The sequence below is a fragment of the Xanthomonas hawaiiensis genome, assembly GCF_031834635.1.
Taxonomy (GTDB): Bacteria; Pseudomonadota; Gammaproteobacteria; order Xanthomonadales; family Xanthomonadaceae; genus Xanthomonas_A; species Xanthomonas_A sacchari.
Genome location: NZ_CP115873.1, coordinates 441,022 through 460,155 on the forward strand (window position 1 = coordinate 441,022; position 19,134 = coordinate 460,155).

Genomic DNA, 19,134 nt, shown 5'->3' on the forward strand with positions numbered 1-19,134 from the left:
ATCGACAATGGCAGTGCCTCCACCCAAGACCGTGCCCGCGCGTTGCGCGCATTGCCGCAAGGACAGCGCGGTTGCCGTGGAACTGCGGCGCCTGCGCGATGGCTCGCCCTGCGACCCCCATTTCGGCATGCCGCTTGCGCTGGTGGCACCGACCCGCGCCGGCGTGCTGTGGGCCTACAACCCGCGCCATCTGCAGGAATTGCAGGACTACGTGGCGGCCACGCTGCGCGAACGCCGCGGCCTGTTCGGGCGCTCGATGGTGGCGCGGTTGCCGGCGTGGATGAAGCTGGCGCGGCATCGGCCGCTGATGCTGCGGACCCTGCAGCGCCTGCGGCAGGCCAGTGCGCAATTGCCGTCGTTGCCCGCGGCGACGTGAGCGGCCGCGGGGTGAGCGGTGCAGCAGCCGGCGCCGTGCTGGCGCAGGGCGTGGAGGTGATCGATGCGACGCGCTTGGTGGGCCTTGCGAAAGCGACGGCACGGTGTTGGTTGGAACAATTATCGGTAAGGCGATACAGACCCGCGTGCAGCCCTGCACGCGCGATCATGGCCTGTTGCCGTCTTCCTGGTATTCGCTGCGCCTTGCCGACATGGGGGCCGCTTCGGCAACGACGCGCGGTGGCGTGAGCGTCGGTCGTCTTCGGACGCTGTCGGGACTGAAGTCCCTCCCACAGTGCACCGATCATGTTTTGCCGCGTCTTTGTGGGAGCGGCTTCAGCCGCGACGCGCGGTGGCCGTGCGCGTTGGTTGTCTTCGGGGGCGTCGGGATTGAAGTCCCCCTATAGTGCACCCACCGTGCCGGCCATGTTCTTGTCAGCAAAGGCGGGGGCGATGCAACCGCCAGTTGTTGGCCACGCCACGTACGGCCCGCCGCCGCACCACCATCGACAGCGTCGCGCTACAGCAAGCCGTCGCGCTTCACCGCCAGGTAGCGCTCGATCAGGGCGGCGGGCAGCTCCTCGCCGGTGACGTCGAGCACCATCACCCCGTGGCTGCGCAGCGCCTCGTGCGCGGCGCTGCGTTGTTGCAGGTAGCGCGCCACCGCGCCGGCCTGCACGGCCTGCGGCAGGTCGTGGACCTCTTCGTTCAGCGCCTGGTCCAGTTCGCGCTCGCGCAGGCTGGCCACGCACACCAGGTGGCGGCGCTGCAGCAGGCGCACCGCGGCCAGCAGGTCTTCGATGTCTTCGTCGCGCACGTTGCTGACCAGCATCACCAGCGCGCGGCGGCGCTGGCGCAGCGACAGTTCGGTGGCCGCGGCCAGGTAGTCGGTGGCCACCGGCTGCGGCTGCAGGTCGTAGCTGGCGCGCAGCAGTACGTCGACCGTGGCCATGCCGCGCTGCGGCGCCACCCAGCGCGCGTCGCCGCCGCTGGCCATCATGCCCACCGCATCGCCCTGGCGCAGCGCCAGGTACGACACCACCAGCGCCGCGTTGAGCACATGGTCGAAGTGCGACAGGCCGGATTCGCTGGCCAGCATCCGCCGCCCGGTGTCGATCAGCATCAGCAACTGCTGGTTCTTCTCGTCCTGGTACTCGCGCGAGATCAGCTTGCGCGCGCGCGAGGTGGCCTTCCAGTCGATCTGGCGCAGGCTGTCGCCGACCCGGTATTCGCGCATCTGGTGGAAGTCGGTGCCTTCGCCGCGGCGCCGCTTCAGGTGCGCGCCGACCAGGCGCGAGGCCTGTTCGGCGCTGAACAGGGCGAAGCGGGTCAGCGGCGCGAAGTTCGGGTACACGCGCACGGTCTGTGCTGTCCCCGCCACGCGCTGTTGCCGCCACAGGCGCCAGGGCGCATGCAGGCGCAGGTGGGTGCCGTCGAAGACGAAGCGGCCGCGCGCGGTCGGGCGCAGTTGGTAGCGCACCTGGGTCTGATGCGCGGCGGGCAGGGTCATGCGCTGCGGCAGGCCCTGCAGCTCCCAGCCGCTGGGCACCAGGTCGAACAGGTCCACGCGCTGGCGCTGCGCGCTGTCCAGGTGCAGCACGACCTCGCGCTGCACGCCCAGCGGCAGCGCTTCGGGCAGCTCGCGGCGCACCTGCGGCGTCGGCCGCCGCCACAACCGCCACGCATCGAGCGCCGCGGCCAGCGCGATGCCCGCCGCGACCGCCTGCCAGCTCCACAGCGGCAGCCAGCCCAGCGCCACGGCCAGGCCGCACAGCGCCCACAGCGCGAGCAAGGCCAGCAGGAGCGGGGCGGGTCTCATTGCTTGGGGGCCGGGAGTGGGGAATGGGGAATGGGGAATTGGAAAAGCGGCAGGGCTGCAGCGCCACGCATCGCTGCGTTCGTCGCTTCATCGCAATCGGGAATGACTGGAAACGCCGAGAACCCCGGCTTTTCCCATTCCCGATTCCCCATTCCCGACTCCCGGCTCATTTCCTGGGCGCCTCCACCTTGGCCAGCAGCGCACTGAGGGCGTCGTCCGCGCTCTGGCCTTCGATCTGCAGTTCCGGGGCCAGGGCGATGCGGTGGCGCAGGGCCGGCTTGGCCACGTCGCGGATGTCGTCGGGGATGACGAAGTCGCGGCCGGACAGCACCGCCTGCGCGCGCGCCGCGCGGACCAGGGCGATGCTGCCGCGCGGGCCGGCGCCGAGCGCAATGCCGGGCCAGCGGCGGGTGGCGGCGACGATGCGCACGGCGTAGTCGATCACCTGCGGGTCGACCGCGATGGCCGCGGTGCCGGCCTGCATCGCCACCACATCCTCGGCGCCAAGCACGCGCGGCACCTGCGACAGGTCGAAGTCGCCGGCGCTGCGGCCGCTGGTGACTGCGGCGACCATGCGCGCCTCGTCCTCCAGTTGCGGGTAGTCGATCAGGATCTTCAGCAGGAAGCGGTCCAACTGCGCTTCCGGCAACGGATAGGTGCCTTCCTGCTCCACCGGGTTCTGCGTGGCCAGCGCCAGGAACGGCGGCGCCAGCGGGAAGGCCGTGCCTTCGATGGTGACCTGGCCTTCCTGCATCACTTCCAGCAACGCCGACTGGGTCTTGGCCGGGGCGCGGTTGATCTCGTCGGCCAGCAGCAGGTGGGTGAACACCGGGCCGCGGCGGATCTTGAAGCTCTCGGTCTTGGGGTCGTACACGGCATGGCCGCTGACGTCGCTGGGCATCAGGTCCGGGGTGAACTGCACGCGTGCGTAGTTCAGTTCCAGCGCCTGCGCCAGCGCGCGCACCAGCAGGGTCTTGCCGAGGCCGGGCACGCCCTCGATCAGCACGTGGCCGCCGGCCAGCAGCGCGATCAGGATCTGCTCCAGCACCTCCGGCTGGCCGATGAAGGCGTGGCCGACCGCGGCGCGGATCGCCTCGGCGCGTTCGATCAGGGCAGGGCCGGCAAGCGGCGCGACGGCGTCGGAGGGGGCGGTGGTCATAACTGGTTTCTCATCTGGACGAGGAGGCGGATGCGCTCGCGCAAGGCGGCGGGTTGATTGGGCGGCGGCGGCTGCAGCGCCTGTTCGACCTGCGCCACCGGCAGTTGCAGACGGTCGGCGATGGCGGCGGCCTGGGCCGGGCCTTCCAGCGCGGCGGCGAGCGGCGCGCGCCGCCGCAGCCGCGCCAGGAACGCCTCGCGCACCGCCGCGTGCAGCAGGTCGGCGCGGCCGAAGCGCAGCAGGTGCTCGCCGCTGGCACGCACGTGTTCCAGCAACGAGCGGCGATCCTCGGCCGGCGCGGCGCGCAGCGGCCCGAAGCGCTGCATGCGCGACCACAGCCAGGCCAGCAGGATCAGCAGCGCCGGCAGCCAGGCCGGCCAGCCGCGGGTGAACAGGGTGCGCCACAGCGACGGCAGTTCGGCCGAGTAGATCAGGTGGATGGTGCCCTGGCCGTAGTTCGGCCCCAGCACCTGCCGCGCCAGCAGGCGGTTGCCGGCCTCGCGCAGCCCGCCGCTGCGCAGCATCGGGTCGTTCTCCATCGGCGAACCCTCGAACATCCTGCCGAGCCGGTTGTCCTGATTCTCGAGGAAATCCAGCTCCGACAGCACGTCCACGCTGCCGTCGCCGTAGGGCACGCGCGCAAACACGAAGTCGTCGTCCTCGCCGCTCCACCAGTTGTCGGGCGTATCGGGATCGATGTGGAAGCGGCGGCCGCCGCAGAACACCTTCTGCGGCGCCGCGCCCGGTACCGCCATCACCAGGCAGTCGTCCGGGCTGCTTGCCTCGACGGTGATGTCCAGCGCTTCCAGGATCGGCACGTCGCCGGGCTTGACCTCGACGGTGGGCGTGCGCAGCACCAGATGTCCGCCGTGCTCCACCCAGTGCAGCAGGGCATCGCTATCGGCCTTGCCGAGCATGCGCGGGTCGCCGTACAGCACCACGCTGTCGTGCGGGCGCAGGCGCATCGCCGCCAGGTCCAGGCGTTGCCGCGATTCGGCGCGCACGCCGTCGGCGCGCAGGGTCTGGCGCAGCGCGTACAACGGGTTGTAGGCGGCCTCGCCGCGCGGCGGCAGCACGATCTCCCGCTCGGCGCGTTCGTAGCGGCCGAAGAACCAGGCTGCGGCCACGCTGGCCAGGACCAGGCCGGCCAGGAAGATCAGCGCATTGCGCGTACCGCTGTTCATGCCTGCCACCGGAACTGGCGCTGCAGGTCGTCGACCAGCGCGTCGAAGGCGTCATCCTCCGGCAGCCGGCCGGCATAGGCGGCGTGCTGCCAGACCCGCACCATGCGCGCGAACAGGCTGCGGTCGACATCATCGGGCAGGCGTTGCGCGGCGCGCAGGCACTGCGCCTCGGTGGCGCTGGGCGGCAACACCACCGAGGCGCGTTCGCACAGCGTCGCCACGCTGGCCCGGTACAGCAGCGCCAGCGCATCGCGATGGCGACCCTCGCGCCAGGCACGTCGTGCCACCGTCGCCACGTCGTCCGGCAGCGGTTGCGGCGCCAGCACCGGCATGTGCTCCGGTGCCGCCGGCACCGTCGCGCGGCGGCGCCCGGTGCCGCGCATCCACGGCAGCCAGTGCCTGGCGGTGAGCAGCAGCACCAGCAGCAGGATCCCCGCCAGCAGCCACATGCCCCACCTGCCGACGAAGGCGATGGCCTGGGCCGCGGCCTTGATCCATTTGCCGAACGCGGTGAGGTCTTGCTGCTTGTCGTCCGGCTTGGGCGGTTCGTCGGGATTGCGCTTCTTCCAGTAGCCGATGGTGCGCTTGGCGGTCAGCAGCGGATCGGCGTAGGCGCGGTCGGCGGCGCGGGCGAAGCGCGCATCGGCGGCGGGCTCGGTGTCGAACACTTCGTCCAGCGGGACCGGATGCGCGGCGTTGTGGTGGTGGCTGTCGGCGGCGTGCGCGGCAGCGGCCTTGCCGTCGGTGTCGGTGTCGGTGTGGGTGTCGGTGTCCGTCGCGGTGTCGGTCTCGCCATCGCCATCGCGCGTGTCGTCGGCGGGCGCCTCCTGCGCCGCCGCGGTCTGCGTTGCCGCGGCCTCGGCCACCGGTTGCGCACGCAGCGCCGCGGCCGGCGCGGCGAGCAGGGCCACACACAGCAGCGCCAGCGGCGCGGCGCCGCGCAGGCGCGCGGCCATCCGGCGCAGCGCCATCTCCAGGTCCCAGGCTTCGAGCTGGGTCCGCCGGTTGAGGTACAGGCCGAACCCGGCGCCGACGAAGAACGGTTCGATCAGGGTCATCGCCAGCCAGCCGATGACGTTGAAGCCGATGTCGGCCCATGCCGGCGTCTGGTCGCCGATCAGCGCCCAGGCCGCGCGCGCGGTTTCCGGCAGCAGGTCGATGGGCACGAACATGAAGATCGTGGCGATGCAGGCCAGACACAGCATCGCCTCGAAATGCCAGCACACGCTGGCCAGCAGCAGCGCGTGACCGTAAATGGCCCCGCCCAGGGTGCGGCGACGCTCGCGCTGCTGGTCGGCGCTGGCGCCTTCCAGCAACTCCAGCGGCATGAACACGCTGCGTGCCGGGCTCAGCCGACGCCAGGTCAGGTAGCCGAGCAGCGTGCGCCAGCCCCAGGTGCCCTGCGCGCGCACGGTGTCGCGCACGCGCGGCACGTCGCCGAACACCGCGCGCGAGATCACGAACAGCGGGATCCGGTCCAGCACCGGCTTCAGCCACCACAGCAGCAGCGGCGCCAGCCACAACTGGTCGATCACCCAGGCGCCCAGGTTGAGCACGACGCACAGCGGCAGGGTGACCAGCACCCACGGCTTCCAGATCGCCCCGGCGTGGCGGCGGACCAGCGCGGTGCCCAGTTCCATCGCTTCCCAGGCCGAGCGTGCGCGCAGCACCACGTCCAGGCGCTCAATCCGCATCGATGGCCTCCACCCGGCCGCGGCCGCCGCGCCACAGCCACGTCAGCACCAGCGTCCACAGCAGCGCCGACACGCTGTACTTGATCCACGCCGGCACGGTCGCGATGGACGACCAGAACGCCTCGATGAAGGCGGCCACCAGCAGCATCGCGGCCACGCCCAGGCACAGCCGTGCGCCGATCTTGCCGCCTTCGACCAGCGCATCGATGCGCCGCCGCCGTCCCGGCGCCAGCACCTTCAGGCCGAGCTGCAGGCCGGCGCCGCCTGCGATCACGATCGCGGTCAGTTCGAATGGCGCATGCCCGGCGACGAAGCGCCAGAAAGTGACGCCGTAGCCGATCTTATGCAGGTGCCCGGCCACCGCGCCGATGGTGATGCCGTTGAACAGCAGCACCAGCACCGTGCCCAGCCCCGCCAGCAGGCCGCTGGCGAAGGTACGCAGGCCGATGCTGATGTTGTTCATGATGTAGTGGCCGAACATCTGCCAATCGGTGCCGCTGTCGCGGCCGAGCTTCTGCGCGCTGGCGGCCGGGTCGTACATGCGCTCGATCTGGCTGACCTGCATCGGATCCATCAGCCCGTGGATCAGTTCCGGCCGGAACTGCAGCAGCACGAAGATGGTCACCAGCGGCACCACGAACAGCGCGGTGGCCGCGGCCATGTAGCCGGCCTGGCTGCGCACCACCTGCGGGAATTCGGCGAACAGGAATTCCGCCGCGCGCCGCCAGCGCGGACGCGGCGCCCGGTACAGGACGGTGTGGCCCTGCTGCATCAGGTGCTGCAGGCGCGCGGTGACCTGCGGGCTGTAGCCGCGCTTGCACGCCAGCGCCTGCTGCTGGCACAGGCGCCGGTAGCGCGCCGGCACGTCCTCGTCGGCGAGCGGCGGCGGCGGCTGCGGATGCGGCGGCGCGACCGCGGCCGTGGCAGCGCTGGGCGTGTCGGCGCTGTCCGGCGCCGGCTTGCGCGCGCTGCCGCTGCGCTGCAGCCAGGCCTCGAACGCCTGCCACTCGTGCTGATGGCGGAGGACGAACTGTTCCTGTTTCATCGGCGGCCCAGCAACCAGTTGGCCATCGCGTACAGGCGCAGCACCCCGGCCTGGCCCGGCGTGTCGGTCAGTGGCTGCGCCAGGGCGGCCAGTTCCAGCTGCCGCTCCGGGGTGAGCCGCGGCGCGCGCTCGGCGAAGGCGATCAGCGCGGCCTGTTCGGCCGGCAGCAGTGGCCGTGGCGGGGCGAGGGCGCTGGCGATCGGCGGCAATGCCTCGTCCTCGCGCGGCGGTTGGTGCACCACCAGCGTGCCGGCGACCAGATCGCCCAGGCGCCGCGAATGGGCATCGAACAGGCAGGCGATCAGGCCGACGGCGTAGCCGAACGGCAGCATGTCCACCGTGCGCAACAGGTTGCGGGTGATCGCGGCCATCCATCCCACCGGCGCGCCGTTGCGCGCCACCACGCGCAGGCCCAGCGCCTGCTTGCCCAGGGTCTGGCCGCGCCAGCCCTCCAGCACGATCGGGTAGGCCCAGAACACCAGGAACATCGCCACCAGGTACAGGCCCTGGCCGAGGCCGCCGAGCAGGCCGAGGAGCGTGCCCATGGTGGCGAGCAGGGCGAAGCGCAGCGCCAGGTCGATCAGCCAGGCCAGCGCGCGCGGCACCGCGCCGGCGGCCGGCAGATGCAGCGGCACGCCTTCGGGCGTGATGACCTCGCGGTAGGTATCGAGCATGCGTGTCACCGCCGCCGCGCGGCGCGGCGGACAAGGGCGCCTGCGATGTGGGGGGGCCGTCCTTCCGTTCGGCCGGCTGCCTGTGGCGGCATGCTGCTCTCGACTGCGTCCTGCTTCCGAAGCGGCACTTTAGCCGGCGTGAGGTGAATTGCCCAGCATGCCGGCAGTGCCGATCAGCGCACCGTGCCGCCGTCGCGCTGGCGTCCGCCGAACAGCTTGCGCACGCCGGCGACCAGGCCCATCAGGCCGACCAGCACCAGCTTCCAGGCCTTGGCCAGCAGCAGGCCGAGTTTGGCGAACAGGCCGGCCTTGGCCGCCAGGCCGCCGCCGATCAGGGTGGCCAGGCCGTAGCTGGCGATCTTGTCGGTGGACGGGTTGTGGTCGGCATAGCGGGCGCCGCTGTCGAACTCGGCCATCGGCAGCAACTGCTGCATGCCCGCGCGCACCTGCGCCAGTTCGCCCATGCCCGAGACCGCATTGAGGCTGAGGTAGCCATGCCGGCCGAGCACGCGGATGTCGTAGTTGAGGGTGTGCTCGCGCTCGCCTGCGAACGCCAGCTCGCGCGCCCAGTACAGCTTCTTGCTGCCGGTGTCGTAGCGCGGCGGCACCGCCCAGCCGACCAGGTCGACCTGCTCGTAGCCTGCCTTCTTGCGCTGGGCGTTCTCCTCGCGGGTGGCCTCCTGCATGTCCTTGAGCATGGACTGGTAGTCGATCTTGCTGGCGTCCTCGTCGGACACGTAGCCTTCGTCGGAATAGGTGACCACCACCGCCCAGCTGCCTTTCTCGTCGAGCGCGGGCCGGCGCGGCACGATCAGGCCCAGCACGTCGTCGTCGGGCGGGTTGCCCCAGTAGCTCTCCAGCACCCGCCGCGCATCGGTCTTGTCCAGATAGCGGAATTCCGGGCCCAGGTCGAAATGCACCTTGGCCTGCGGGACCTCGATGTGGCCGTCGCGGAAATGCAGCGTGCCGACGAACTGCTCGGCGGTCATGTCCGGGCCGCTGTCCTGGGCCAGCGCCGGGACGGCGCCGATGCACAGCGCACAGCAAAAAGCGGCCAGCAGGCCGCGCAGTGAGATCGTGAGCATCTGCGATTCCATTCGTTCGGTGGCGTCCCCACGCCAGAGGCGCATAGTGTCGCGCAGGCGCGGGGAGCGCGCCAGTCGCGCGCGCGCGCTTCCCGTTCCACGGCGCCACGCGGCGTCCTGCCGGGGAGGCGTGACCGCGCTCAGGCGGGCGAGGCCGGTGCGGGTCCGAGGCCGGCGTCGAAGGCGGCCAGCAAGTGCGCGCCGTGCGGCCATGCGCCCAGCCCGCTGGCTGCATTGATGTGTCCCAGGCGGTCGAGTGCGACCAGGCCGCTGCCCCAGTCGGAAGCGCAGCGACGGCTGTAGGACGGTGCCGCGTAGGGATCGTCGCTGCTGGCCACGATCAGGCTGGGGAACGGCAGTTGCGCCATCGGTACCGGGACGAAACTGGCCGCGTGCGCATGCGGGAACGCGGCGCTGTCCGGGTCGGGCACTGCGACCAGGAAGGCGCCGCGCGGCAGGCGTTCGGCACGCGCGGCCCAATGCGCGACCAGCAGGCAGCCCAGGCTGTGCGCGACCAGCAGCGGCGGCGTGGCGCAGTGCTGCACGCAGCGGTCGAGCGCGCCCAGCCAGTCGTGCAGGTGCGGATGCGCGAACGACGCCGGTTGCAGCCGGCGCATGCGTGGGTCGTGCCGCTGCCAGAGGGTTTGCCAGTGCTCTGGTCCCGAGTCGCCGATGCCCGGCACGATCACCACGTCCTGCATGCGCTACGCTCCGTCGGAAGAAGGCGTGAGTGTCGCGCTGCCTGCCTGGCATCGCCATGGCGATGCATCGGCGCAAGCGACGGTTTTCCGATGAATCCAAGGCGCATGGCGAAGGGACGAGGCGAGTGGCGGCGAAGACCTGGCGGGGCGATGCCCTGGATTACGCGATCCTGGAGGCGCTGCAGTGCGACGGCCGCATCGCCCTGGCGGCGCTGGGGCGGCGCATCGGGCTGTCGCAGCCGGCGATGTCCGAGCGCGTGCGCCGGCTCGAGGAGCAGGGCGTGATCACCGGCTATACCGCCCGGGTCGATCCGCGCGCGCTGGGCCTGGCGACCTCGGCCATCGTTCGCCTGCGCACCACGCATGCGCAGATCGGCGCATGCCTGGAACTGTTCGCGCAGATGCCGCAGGTGCTGGACGTGCATCGGGTCACCGGCGAGGACTGCTTCGTGCTGCGCGTGCTGGTGCCCGCGCCGGCGCAGCTGGAGCCGGTCATCGACGCCCTGGCGCGGTTCGGCGCGGTGACCACCAGCGTGGTGCTGCGCAGCGAGACGCCGCGTCCGATCGGCCGTGCCTTGCTGGCGTTGGCGGCCGAATAGCGGCGCAGGCTACTGCGGCTCTGCCGCGGCCGCGGCCAGGTAGCGGTCCTTCAGCCGCACATAGTGCTGCGCCGAGTAGTGCAGGCTCTCGATCTCCTTGTCGCTGAGCATGCGCGCCTTGCGCGCCGGATTGCCCAGCCACAGCTCGCCCTCGCCGACGGTCTTGCCGGGCCCGACCACTGCGCCGGCGCCGACGAAGCCGTGCTTCTTCACCGTGGCGCCGTCCAGGATGCACGCGCCCATGCCGATCAGGCACAGGTCCTCGATGGTGCAGGCATGGATGATGGTGCCGTGGCCGACGGTCACGTCCGCGCCGATCAGGGTCGGGTAGCCGGCCGCGTTGTAGGGGCTGTGGTGGCTGACGTGGATGATGGTGCCGTCCTGGATGTTGCTGCGCGCGCCGATGCGCACGTAATTGACGTCGCCGCGGATCACCGTGCCCGGCCATACCGACACGTCGTCTTCCAGCACCACGTCGCCGATCAGGGTGCAGGCGGGGTCCACGTAGACGCGCGCGCCCAACTGAGGGGTCTTGTCGAGGTAGGGGCGGATCGGGGACATGGCGCTCTCCGGCGGTGGGCGGCCGGCGGCCACGCGGGCGCCGATGATAGCGCGGCGCCCCGTGTCGGCTGCCCGCCTGCGGAGCGCGTGGGAGGGACGCGGCTGCGGTCGATTGTGCGATAAACGCACCGCGAATCGATATTCGCACTTGAATGGTGCAGTGCGATAAAACTAGCGTTGCCGCTGTCCCGGTGCCTGGCAGCGCGCGACGCGTGCGCCGCTGGCGGCCGCGGCGCCGTCCGCCGCCGGCGCGGTCCCGATTCTGTTGGAGATGGTGCATGTCCTGTGCGTTTTCCCGCGGCCTGGCCCTGTTGGCGGCGGCCCTGCTTCCCGGTGCCGTGCGCGCCTACCAGGCCGAGCCGGCGCCGCCGGAGCGCAGCGTGCTCACCGTGGACCGCTACGCCGACGACGACGCCCCGGGCTCGCTGCGCTGGGCGATCTCCACCGCCAACCAGGCGCCCGGCCGCTACCGCATCGAGATCGCCGCGGTCGGCGCGCCGCCCTACGTGATCCACCCGCGCGCGCCGTTGCCGGCGTTGCAGGGGCCGCTGCAGGTGGTGGGCCTGGCGCGGGCGCACGACGGCCAGTACATCGCCATCGACGGCGCCGGCTACATCCGCGGCAAGGGCACCGCCGCCTGCCCGGGTGCGGAGAAGGGCCAGTTCGGCACCAACGTGCGCAGCACCACGCTGCCGGGCCTGGTGCTGCGCGACACCCATGGCGTGGAACTGAGCGGCCTGGAGATCCGCAACTTCTGCATCGGCGTGCTGCTCAACCGCGCCAGCGACAATGTGCTGCGCGACAATCGCATCGTCGCCAACCACGGCGGCGCCGGGGTGATGCTGACCGGCGACGACGGCAACGGCCAGTCCACCGCCACCACCACGGTACGCAACCGCATCGAGCGCAATACCTTCCTCGACAACGGCGACGGCCTGGAACTGACCCGCGGCGCGGCCTGGAACCTGGTGGCCGACAACGTGTTCCGCTCCACCGACGCCAACCCCGAGCCCTCGCAGGGCATCGAGATCCTGTGGGGCAACGACAACACCGTGCTGCGCAACCGCTTCGAGCGCTACTCCGACGGGCTGCAGATCAACTGGGGCAACCGCAACACCATCGCCGACAACGACTTCGCCGGCAATTCGATCGGGGTCAGCGTCACCGGCCGCGACAACCTCATCGAGGGCAACCGCCTGACCGGCAACGGCATCGGCATCGCGGTACGCCCGCAGCCGCGCAGCGAGCCCAACTGGTTCAGCGCCAACCTGCTGTCCGGCAACGGCCTGAAGATCGAGCGCTGTTTCGCCGGCGGCGCCTGCGTCCCGGGCCAGCCGCGCGGCGCCATCGTGTTCGGCGTACCCGGCCTGGAGCATGCGCCCTTCGTCGGCTCGCGCGGCATCGGCGTCGATCCGGACCCGCGCAAGCGCGCGGCGATCTGCGGCGCTGCTGCGCCCGACGGTTGCCAACCGCCGCCGAACTTCGGCCAGGGCGCTCCGCAACTGCGCGCGATCGAACGCGACGCCGGCGTGTCGCGGGTGCAGGGCAGCTTCGTCGGCCGCCCCGGTCACCTCTACACGGTGGAGTTGTTCGGCAATCGCCGCCCCGGCGACGACGAGGCCGAACGCTATCTCGGCCGTGTCGAGGCGTCGGTGGATGCACAGGGACAGGGCCGCTTTGCGCTGCCGCTGGACGGCGACGGCGCGGCGTTGGCCACGCTCACCGCCACCGTCACCAGCGACGACGGCGCGACCTCGCCGCTGAGCGCACCGCTGGCGGTGGCGCCGTGAGCCGCGCTGCATCCGCTGGCGCTCGCACGGTGCGACGCGTGCCGGCGTTGCCGGTCTGGTCGCTGCTGGCCGCGGCCATCGCGTTGGTCCCGGCCGTCGCCGCCGCGCAGGACGCCACCGACCTGGTGCACAGCACCTTCAGCGGCGACTGGGACGGCGTGCGCAGCGACTGGCTACAGCGCGGCGTCAACGTGCGCGGCGACTACGTCGGCGAAGCCATGGGCCTGGTCGACGGCGGCCGCGGCGAGCGCGGTGCGCGCTATGCGCAGCAGGTGCGGCTGGGCGTGGACCTGGACCTGGCGAAACTGGCCGGCTGGGACGGCGGCACGCTGCATCTGACGGTCAACGATCGCCGCGGCCGCAGCACCTCGGCCGATCTGCTCGGCAACCGCTTCCCGATCCAGGAAGCCTACGGCGGCCAGTTCACCCGGCTGACCGAACTGAGCTACGACCGCCGCTTCAACGACGGGCGCAGCTACATCAAGGCCGGCTTCTACGCGATGGGCAACCAGTTCGGCGCGCACACGCTGCTGACCAACTTCGTCAACGCGGCGTTCTGCGCGCATCCGCTGGCGATGTCCGGCAACAGCGGCTGGTACAACTATCCCAACGCACGCTGGGGCGCGGAAGTGGCGCAGCAACTGACGCCGGCGGCGAACCTGCGGGTGGGCTGGTTCCAGGTCAACCCCAGCACCAACAACAACGCGCACACCGCGTTCGACCTGAACGCGCGCGGCACCACCGGCTCGTTGTTCCCCGTCGAACTCACCTGGACGCCGGGCGCCGGCGGCGCCTACCCGGGCACCTACAAGTTCGGCGGTTATTACGACTCCTCGCGGGTGCCGCGCAAGGGCCTGGATCCGCGCGCCACCACCGGCCGCGACGGCGCCTACCTGCTGGTGGAACAGAAACTGTATTCGCCCGGCGGCGAGCGCGGCCGCGGCCTCACCGGCTTCGCCCAGTACATGGTGTCCGACCATGCCACCGCGCAGATCACCCGCTGGTACGCCGTGGGCGGCGTCTACCAGGGCATCGGCCGGCGCAGCCAGGACCGTATCGCCCTGGGCTATGTCGGCGCCGACATCAACCACCGTCTGCTCGACGCGCGGCGTGCGGCGCTGCTCGATGCCGGCGTGCCGCCGGACGCGCCGGTGTTCGCGCTCGACACCGCCGAGGAACTCTACGAACTGTCCTACAGCGCGCAGCTGACGCCATGGCTGATGCTGCGGCCGGATGTGCAGTACATCGTCAACCCCGGCACCTTCGCCTATGCGCGCACCGACAACGCGCTGGCGGTGGGGCTGCAGGTCAAGCTCACCTTCTGAGCGCGCGCTGCGCGCCTCCTGCCCAGGCCGATCCCGATGCCCCTGTTGCCTTCACGACTGACCTTCCTGTGCTGCGCCGGCCTGCTGCTGGCGTCGCCGCTGCAGGCCGCACCCGCGGCGCCTACGGCAGCGGCGCCCGCCGCGCCATCCGCGGCCGCGCCGCTGCCGCCGCCGCGCGTGCTGCAGATCCGTGGCCTCGACATCGGCGCCGGCCTGCCCAAGATCATCGTGCCGATCACCGCGAAAGACGCCGAGCAGGCGCTGGCGCAGGCGCAGCGCATCGCCGCCTCGCCCGATGCGGATCTTGCCGAGTGGCGCATCGACCTGATGGACGGCGCCACCGACGCGGCGGCGCTGGCGGTTCTGGGGCCGCGCCTGGCGCAGGCGCTGCACGGCAAGCCGCTGCTGCTGACCTTCCGCACCAAGGCCGAAGGCGGCGCGGTGGCGATCGACGATGCCGCCTACGGCGCGCTGTATGCGCGCCTGCTGGATGCGCGCTTCGCCGACCTGCTCGATGTGGAGATGGACCGCGACCCGGCGGTGGTGCGGCAGGTGGTCGAGCGCGCACACCGGCAGGGCGTGTCCGTGGTGATGTCCAGCCACGACTTCCACGCCACCCCGCCGGTGGCGGAGATCGTGGCGCGGCTGCAGCGGCAGCAGGCGCTGGGCGCCGACGTGCTGAAGATCGCGGTGATGCCGCGCGATCCGGGCGACGTGCTGCGCCTGCTCGATGCGACCTGGCAGATGCGCCAGCGCAGCGGGCAGCCGCTGCTGACCATGGCGATGGGGCCGCTGGGCGCGGTGTCGCGGCTGTCCGGCGGCACCTTCGGGCAGAGCCTGACCTTCGGCATGCTCGGCAGCGCTTCCGCACCGGGCCAGATCGACGCGGCACGCCTGCGCCAGGCGCTCGATGCGCTGCACGCGGCCGCGCCCGCGCAGTGACGCCGCATCGCCGCGGTTCTCGTTCGCCGTTCCTGCAGGAGTGATCCCATGAGCCATGCCGCCGCCCCGCCCACCGCGCTCGTCCTGGACCGCATGAGCGGTTTCCAGTGGACGGCCATTGCCGTCTGCGTGCTGTTAAACATGCTGGACGGGTTCGACGTGATGGTGATGGCGTTCATCGCCCCGCACGTGTCGGAGGCCTGGCACCTGTCCGGCAAGCTGCTGGGGATCGCGCTCAGTGCCGGCCTGGTGGGCATGGCGCTGGGCTCGCTGCTGCTGGCACCGCTGGCCGACCGCTGGGGCCGGCGCAGCATGATCCTGTGCTGCCTGGCGATCCTGACCGTGGGCATGGCCGCCTCGGCGCTGGCGCAGGACATCTGGCAACTGGCCGCGCTGCGCGTGTTCACCGGCATCGGCATCGGCGGCATGCTCGCCGGCGTCGGCGTGATCACCGCCGAATACGCCAGCCCGAAGTGGCGCAGCACCGCGGTGGCGCTGCAGGCCACCGGCTATCCCATCGGCGCCACGCTGGGCGGGTTGATCGCCGCTGTGTTGCTGGAACGCTGGGGCTGGCATGCGGCCTTCCTGTTCGGCGCACTCGCCTCGCTGCTGTGCATCCCGGTGGTGCTGGCGCTGCTGCCCGAGTCGCTGGATTTCCTGCTCAGCCGGCGCCCGCCGGATGCGCTGGCACGGCTCAACGCGCTGCTGGCGCGCATGCGCGCACCGACCCTGGACGCCCTGCCGCCGCGCCCACCGGTGCAGGAGAAGGCCGGCTACGCGGCGCTGTTCACCCCGCGCCTGCGCCGCAACAGCGTGCTGATCGCGTTGGGCTTCTTCATGCACATGTTCGCCTTCTATTTCGTGCTGAGCTGGACGCCGAAACTGCTGGTGCAAGCCGGGCTGTCGGCCGAACAGGGCGTCACCGGCGGGGTGCTGCTGAACCTGGGCGGCATCGTGGGCGGCGCGTTGTTCGGCGGCCTGGCCGCACGCTTCTTGCTGCCGCGGTTGACCGCGGCCAGCTTCCTGATCGCCGCACTGGGGATGGCGGCGTTCGCCACGCTCGGCACGCAGTTGCAGCTGGCCTTCCCGGTGGCCTTCGTGATCGGCGCGGCGCTGTTCGGCTCGATGGCCGGCCTGTATGCGCTGGCGCCGATCGTGTTCGCGCCGACCGTGCGCACCACCGGCCTGGGCTGGGCGATCGGCATCGGCCGCGTCGGCGCGATCCTCTCGCCGATGACCGTCGGCGTGCTGGTCGACGCCGGCTGGCAGCCGGCCAATCTGTACTACGTCCTGGCGTTGCCGCTGCTGGTGGCCATTGCCGCGGTGTTGACGATGCGGCTGCAGCCGGCGCGTTGAGGGCAGGGCGGCGCGGGCGCGGGTCTGCTCCGGTCTTCGGGGACAACCCGCTTTGTGGCGCGGCCTGGTCCGCGTCACCCGATCGGCGCCGAGCATGGCGCCGTACCTCATGGGTAGGCCAACACGCGGCGCCGCGGTCGAGGCGCTGTGAGGTCTCACGAACGCGGCGCCATCCATTGCCACCGCGTGCAGGTGGCAATGGCGCGCCGGATTCCTACTTGGCGTTCGGCAAGGCGTAGGCGATCACGTAGTCGCCGCGGTCCGGCGACTGCCGCGCGCCGCCGGCGGTGATCACGATGTACTGCTTGCCGGTCTTGGTCGACACGTAGGTCATCGGCCCGCCCTGGCTGCCCACCGGCAGCCGCGCCTTCCACAGTTCCTTGCCGGTGCCGCTGTCGAACGCACGCAGGTAGTAGTCCTGGGTGCCGGCGATGAACACCAGGCCGCTCTGCGTGGCCAGGGTGCCGCCCAGCGTCGGCATGCCGACCGGGATCGGCAGGTGCATCTTGAAGCCGAGCGGGCCGGTGTCCTGCACGGTGCCCACCGGCACCTGCCAGGCGATGCTGCGGGTCTTCAGGTCGATCGCGCTGAGCGTGCCGAACGGCGGCGCCTGGCAGGGGATGCCCAGCGCCGACAGGAAGCGGTTCTTGTTGACCGCGTACGGCGTGCCCTTCAGCGGCACCGCGCCCATGCCGGTGTTGACCGCCTCGCCGCCGCTGGAGGCGGCCGCCTTCTGAGCCTTCTGCGGAATCATCTGCACCCACAGGCCCAGGCGCATGTCGTTGGCGAACACCACGTCGTGCACCGGATCGACCGACAGCCCGCCCCAGTTCATGCCGCCCAGCGAGCCGGGGAAGCTCAGCGACACGTCGGTGCCGGGCGCGGTGTACAGGCCTTCGTAGCGCATCTTCTTGAAGGCGATGCGGCACAGCATCTGGTCCAGCAGGGTGGCGCCCCACATGTCCGCTTCGCTCAGGTGCTTGGTGCCGATCTGCGGCATGCCCACCGACAACGGCTGGGTCAGCGCATACGGTTCGTGCGGGATGTCGGCGGCCTTCACCGGCACCTCGCGGACCTCGGTCAGCGGCGTGCCGGTGGCACGGTCGAGCACGTACAGCTGCCCGGCCTTGGTGCCGATGATCAGCGCCGGCACGCGGCGGCCGTCGGCCATCGGGAAGTCGATCAGGCTCGGCTGCATCGGCAGGTCGAAGTCCCACAGATCGTTGTGCACGGTCTGGTAGACCCACTTGACCTGGCCGGTGCTCGCATCCAGCGCGGTGATCGAGGCGCCGAAGCGGTGGTCCAGCGCGCTGCGCTCGGCACCGTACAGGTCGGTGGAGGGGCTGCCCATCGGCAGGAACACGGTGTTGGAGGCGGCGTCGTAGGACATCGGCGCCCACACGTTCGGCGTGCTGCGCACGTAGGTCTTGCCCGGCGCCGGCGGCTGCGTGTCCTGCGGGTTGCCCGGGTCGAAGGCCCAGCGCTGCGCGCCGGTGATCACGTCGAAGCCGCGGATCACGCCGCCGGGCATGTCGGCCTGCACGTTGTCGGCGACGCGGCCGCCCACCACCACCGTGGTCCCGGCCACGGTCGGCGCCGAGGTCAACTGGTAGAACGGATCGGGTGCGGCGCCGAGGCCGGCCTTCAGGTCGACCTGGCCGTTCTGGCCGAAGCCGCTGCAGAACGCGCCGGTGTCCGCGTCCAGCGCGATCAGCCGTGCGTCGATGGTGTTGGTCAGCACGCGGCGCCGGCAGTTCGCGCCGGCCGGCAGCGCTGCCGGCGCCACCGGCGAGGCATTGGCGGCGCTGGGCTGGGTCAGCCCCGCGTCGGCATCGAAATAGGCCAGGCCGCGGCAGCGCTGCCAGACCGAGGACTGCGCGTTGATCTCGCGCTTCCACAGCTGCCGGCCGCTGCTGGCGTCCAGCGCGATGACGTTGTTGTGCGGGGTGCACACATACAGCGTCTCGCCGATCTGCAGCGGCGTGGTCTGGTCCTCGGCGCCGTTGCCGTCGCTGAGGGCGATGTCGCCGGTGCGGTAGGTCCAGGCCACCTGCAACTGGTCGACGTTGCCGCGGCCGATCTGGTCCAGCGCGGCGAAGCGGCTGCCGCCGGCGGTGTTGCCGTAGTGGCTCCAGTCGCGCTGCGCCTGCGCCGGGGTCACCGGCACCGGTGCCGGGCCGGGGCCGCTGGCGGCCACCGGCGGATGCGGCACGAACATGCCGGCCAGGCCGCCGGCGCAGGCCAGCGCCAGGACTGCCGCCAGCGCATAGGCGCCGCGGCCGCCGGGCAGGCCGCGGGCGCGGCGCAGGGTCGGGTAGACGAGGGCGACCAGCAGCGCCAGCACCGCCGGCATCATCAGCCGCGACACCAGCGGCCAGAACGCCAGGCCGGCGTCCCAGTACGCCCAGGCCACGCTGAGCACGAAGGCCAGCGCGTACAGCCACGCACCGGCCGGATGCCGGCGCAGCAACAGCACGGCCGAGACCACGCAGGCCGCGCCCATCGCCAGGAAGTAGAGGCTGCCGCCGAGGGTGGCCAGGCGGATGCCGCCGACCAGGAGCGCCAGTCCGATCAGCGCCAGCAGCAGGCCGACGCTCCACAGCACGATCCGGCCGCCGGCCGACACATCCGATTGGGTTTGCACGTTTTCGATCCTCTGCAGGGGAGACGCACGGCGTCCGCGGCCGGCCACGAGGGCGGCGAAGGCGGGCGTGCGCACGATGACCTGGCGCGTCTGGAAAGGACGTCGCCACATTGGGCGATTATCGCATTTGTGTTCGGTAATAGAACGAACGGGGCCGTCCGCCAATGCGACGCTGCGTGCC

16 protein-coding genes are annotated in these 19,134 nt (G+C 71.5%); 6 read left to right on the top strand and 10 right to left on the bottom strand.

Annotated features, from left to right (window positions below):
- Window positions 1-7 precede the first annotated feature (7 nt).
- Window positions 8-376, top strand: a complete 369-nt coding sequence (locus tag PG878_RS01985) for a hypothetical protein (protein WP_311186009.1) — start codon at window positions 8-10, stop codon at window positions 374-376.
- Between the two features lie 519 nt (window positions 377-895).
- Here the strand turns inward: PG878_RS01985 and PG878_RS01990 are convergent.
- From PG878_RS01990 to PG878_RS02025, 8 genes are all read right to left on the bottom strand, one after another.
- A complete protein-coding gene (locus tag PG878_RS01990) occupies window positions 896-2,194 on the bottom strand; it encodes a DUF58 domain-containing protein (RefSeq protein WP_209030536.1) in 1,299 nt (432 codons plus the stop codon).
- Between the two features lie 166 nt (window positions 2,195-2,360).
- Entirely contained in the window at window positions 2,361-3,353 is a 993-nt protein-coding gene (locus PG878_RS01995) for an AAA family ATPase (RefSeq protein ID WP_010340348.1), read from the bottom strand.
- Entirely contained in the window at window positions 3,350-4,537 is a 1,188-nt protein-coding gene (locus PG878_RS02000) for a DUF4350 domain-containing protein (protein WP_209030537.1), read from the bottom strand. Before PG878_RS02000 ends, PG878_RS01995 begins: the two co-directional genes overlap by 4 nt.
- Window positions 4,534-6,231, bottom strand: coding sequence for a DUF4129 domain-containing protein (locus PG878_RS02005; protein WP_209030538.1), 1,698 nt, complete (start codon window positions 6,229-6,231; stop codon window positions 4,534-4,536). Before PG878_RS02005 ends, PG878_RS02000 begins: the two co-directional genes overlap by 4 nt.
- Entirely contained in the window at window positions 6,221-7,276 is a 1,056-nt protein-coding gene (locus PG878_RS02010; protein ID WP_209030539.1) for a stage II sporulation protein M, read from the bottom strand. Before PG878_RS02010 ends, PG878_RS02005 begins: the two co-directional genes overlap by 11 nt.
- Entirely contained in the window at window positions 7,273-7,950 is a 678-nt protein-coding gene (locus PG878_RS02015; protein ID WP_209030540.1) for an RDD family protein, read from the bottom strand. The genes PG878_RS02010 and PG878_RS02015 overlap by 4 nt, the downstream gene beginning before the upstream one ends.
- Window positions 7,951-8,123: 173 nt before the next feature.
- Entirely contained in the window at window positions 8,124-9,047 is a 924-nt protein-coding gene (locus PG878_RS02020) for a DUF2167 domain-containing protein (RefSeq protein WP_209030541.1), read from the bottom strand.
- A gap of 128 nt (window positions 9,048-9,175) precedes the next feature.
- The gene (locus PG878_RS02025) at window positions 9,176-9,736 is read right to left on the bottom strand and encodes an RBBP9/YdeN family alpha/beta hydrolase (RefSeq protein ID WP_209030542.1); all 561 of its coding nucleotides are present in this window, start codon (window positions 9,734-9,736) and stop codon (window positions 9,176-9,178) included.
- A 125-nt stretch (window positions 9,737-9,861) separates the two neighbouring features.
- Between PG878_RS02025 and PG878_RS02030 the strand changes: the two genes are divergently transcribed.
- Window positions 9,862-10,335, top strand: a complete 474-nt coding sequence (locus tag PG878_RS02030) for an Lrp/AsnC family transcriptional regulator (protein WP_160968722.1) — start codon at window positions 9,862-9,864, stop codon at window positions 10,333-10,335.
- A 9-nt stretch (window positions 10,336-10,344) separates the two neighbouring features.
- Here PG878_RS02030 and PG878_RS02035 read toward each other — a convergent pair whose 3' ends face one another.
- Window positions 10,345-10,896 carry a gamma carbonic anhydrase family protein gene (locus tag PG878_RS02035; RefSeq protein WP_209030543.1) on the bottom strand — a complete coding sequence of 184 codons (552 nt, stop codon included), beginning with the start codon at window positions 10,894-10,896 and terminating at the stop codon, window positions 10,345-10,347.
- 278 nt (window positions 10,897-11,174) lie between these two features.
- On the opposite strand from PG878_RS02035, the gene PG878_RS02040 reads away from it, so the two are divergent.
- The 4 genes from PG878_RS02040 to PG878_RS02055 are packed head-to-tail and all read left to right on the top strand — an operon-like array spanning window position 11,175 to window position 16,309.
- Window positions 11,175-12,686, top strand: a complete 1,512-nt coding sequence (locus tag PG878_RS02040; protein ID WP_209030544.1) for a right-handed parallel beta-helix repeat-containing protein — start codon at window positions 11,175-11,177, stop codon at window positions 12,684-12,686.
- Between the two features lie 29 nt (window positions 12,687-12,715).
- A complete protein-coding gene (locus PG878_RS02045; RefSeq protein ID WP_209030617.1) occupies window positions 12,716-14,011 on the top strand; it encodes a carbohydrate porin in 1,296 nt (431 codons plus the stop codon).
- A 36-nt stretch (window positions 14,012-14,047) separates the two neighbouring features.
- Window positions 14,048-14,953: a type I 3-dehydroquinate dehydratase gene (aroD, locus tag PG878_RS02050; RefSeq protein WP_244672548.1), complete on the top strand. Its 906-nt coding sequence runs from the start codon at window positions 14,048-14,050 to the stop codon at window positions 14,951-14,953.
- A gap of 48 nt (window positions 14,954-15,001) precedes the next feature.
- Entirely contained in the window at window positions 15,002-16,309 is a 1,308-nt protein-coding gene (locus tag PG878_RS02055; RefSeq protein WP_209030545.1) for an MFS transporter, read from the top strand.
- A 214-nt stretch (window positions 16,310-16,523) separates the two neighbouring features.
- Here PG878_RS02055 and PG878_RS02060 read toward each other — a convergent pair whose 3' ends face one another.
- On the bottom strand, window positions 16,524-18,953 hold the full coding sequence (locus PG878_RS02060; RefSeq protein WP_311186010.1) for a membrane-bound PQQ-dependent dehydrogenase, glucose/quinate/shikimate family: 2,430 nt from the start codon (window positions 18,951-18,953) through the stop codon (window positions 16,524-16,526).
- Window positions 18,954-19,134 lie beyond the last annotated feature (181 nt).

What these genes read in the sequence shown, in the direction of transcription:
- PG878_RS02020 (WP_209030541.1), bottom strand. Translation starts at nt 9,047, where the DNA reads ATGGAATCGCAGATGCTCACGATCTCACTGCGCGGCCTGCTGGCCGCT.
- PG878_RS02025 (WP_209030542.1), bottom strand. Translation starts at nt 9,736, where the DNA reads ATGCAGGACGTGGTGATCGTGCCGGGCATCGGCGACTCGGGACCAGAG.
- PG878_RS02035 (WP_209030543.1), bottom strand. Translation starts at nt 10,896, where the DNA reads ATGTCCCCGATCCGCCCCTACCTCGACAAGACCCCTCAGTTGGGCGCG.
- PG878_RS02010 (WP_209030539.1), bottom strand. Translation starts at nt 7,276, where the DNA reads ATGAAACAGGAACAGTTCGTCCTCCGCCATCAGCACGAGTGGCAGGCG.
- PG878_RS02000 (WP_209030537.1), bottom strand. Translation starts at nt 4,537, where the DNA reads ATGAACAGCGGTACGCGCAATGCGCTGATCTTCCTGGCCGGCCTGGTC.
- aroD (WP_244672548.1), top strand. Translation starts at nt 14,048, where the DNA reads ATGCCCCTGTTGCCTTCACGACTGACCTTCCTGTGCTGCGCCGGCCTG.
- PG878_RS02055 (WP_209030545.1), top strand. Translation starts at nt 15,002, where the DNA reads ATGAGCCATGCCGCCGCCCCGCCCACCGCGCTCGTCCTGGACCGCATG.
- PG878_RS01990 (WP_209030536.1), bottom strand. Translation starts at nt 2,194, where the DNA reads ATGAGACCCGCCCCGCTCCTGCTGGCCTTGCTCGCGCTGTGGGCGCTG.
- PG878_RS02040 (WP_209030544.1), top strand. Translation starts at nt 11,175, where the DNA reads ATGTCCTGTGCGTTTTCCCGCGGCCTGGCCCTGTTGGCGGCGGCCCTG.
- PG878_RS01995 (WP_010340348.1), bottom strand. Translation starts at nt 3,353, where the DNA reads ATGACCACCGCCCCCTCCGACGCCGTCGCGCCGCTTGCCGGCCCTGCC.
- PG878_RS02005 (WP_209030538.1), bottom strand. Translation starts at nt 6,231, where the DNA reads ATGCGGATTGAGCGCCTGGACGTGGTGCTGCGCGCACGCTCGGCCTGG.
- PG878_RS02015 (WP_209030540.1), bottom strand. Translation starts at nt 7,950, where the DNA reads ATGCTCGATACCTACCGCGAGGTCATCACGCCCGAAGGCGTGCCGCTG.
- PG878_RS01985 (WP_311186009.1), top strand. Translation starts at nt 8, where the DNA reads ATGGCAGTGCCTCCACCCAAGACCGTGCCCGCGCGTTGCGCGCATTGC.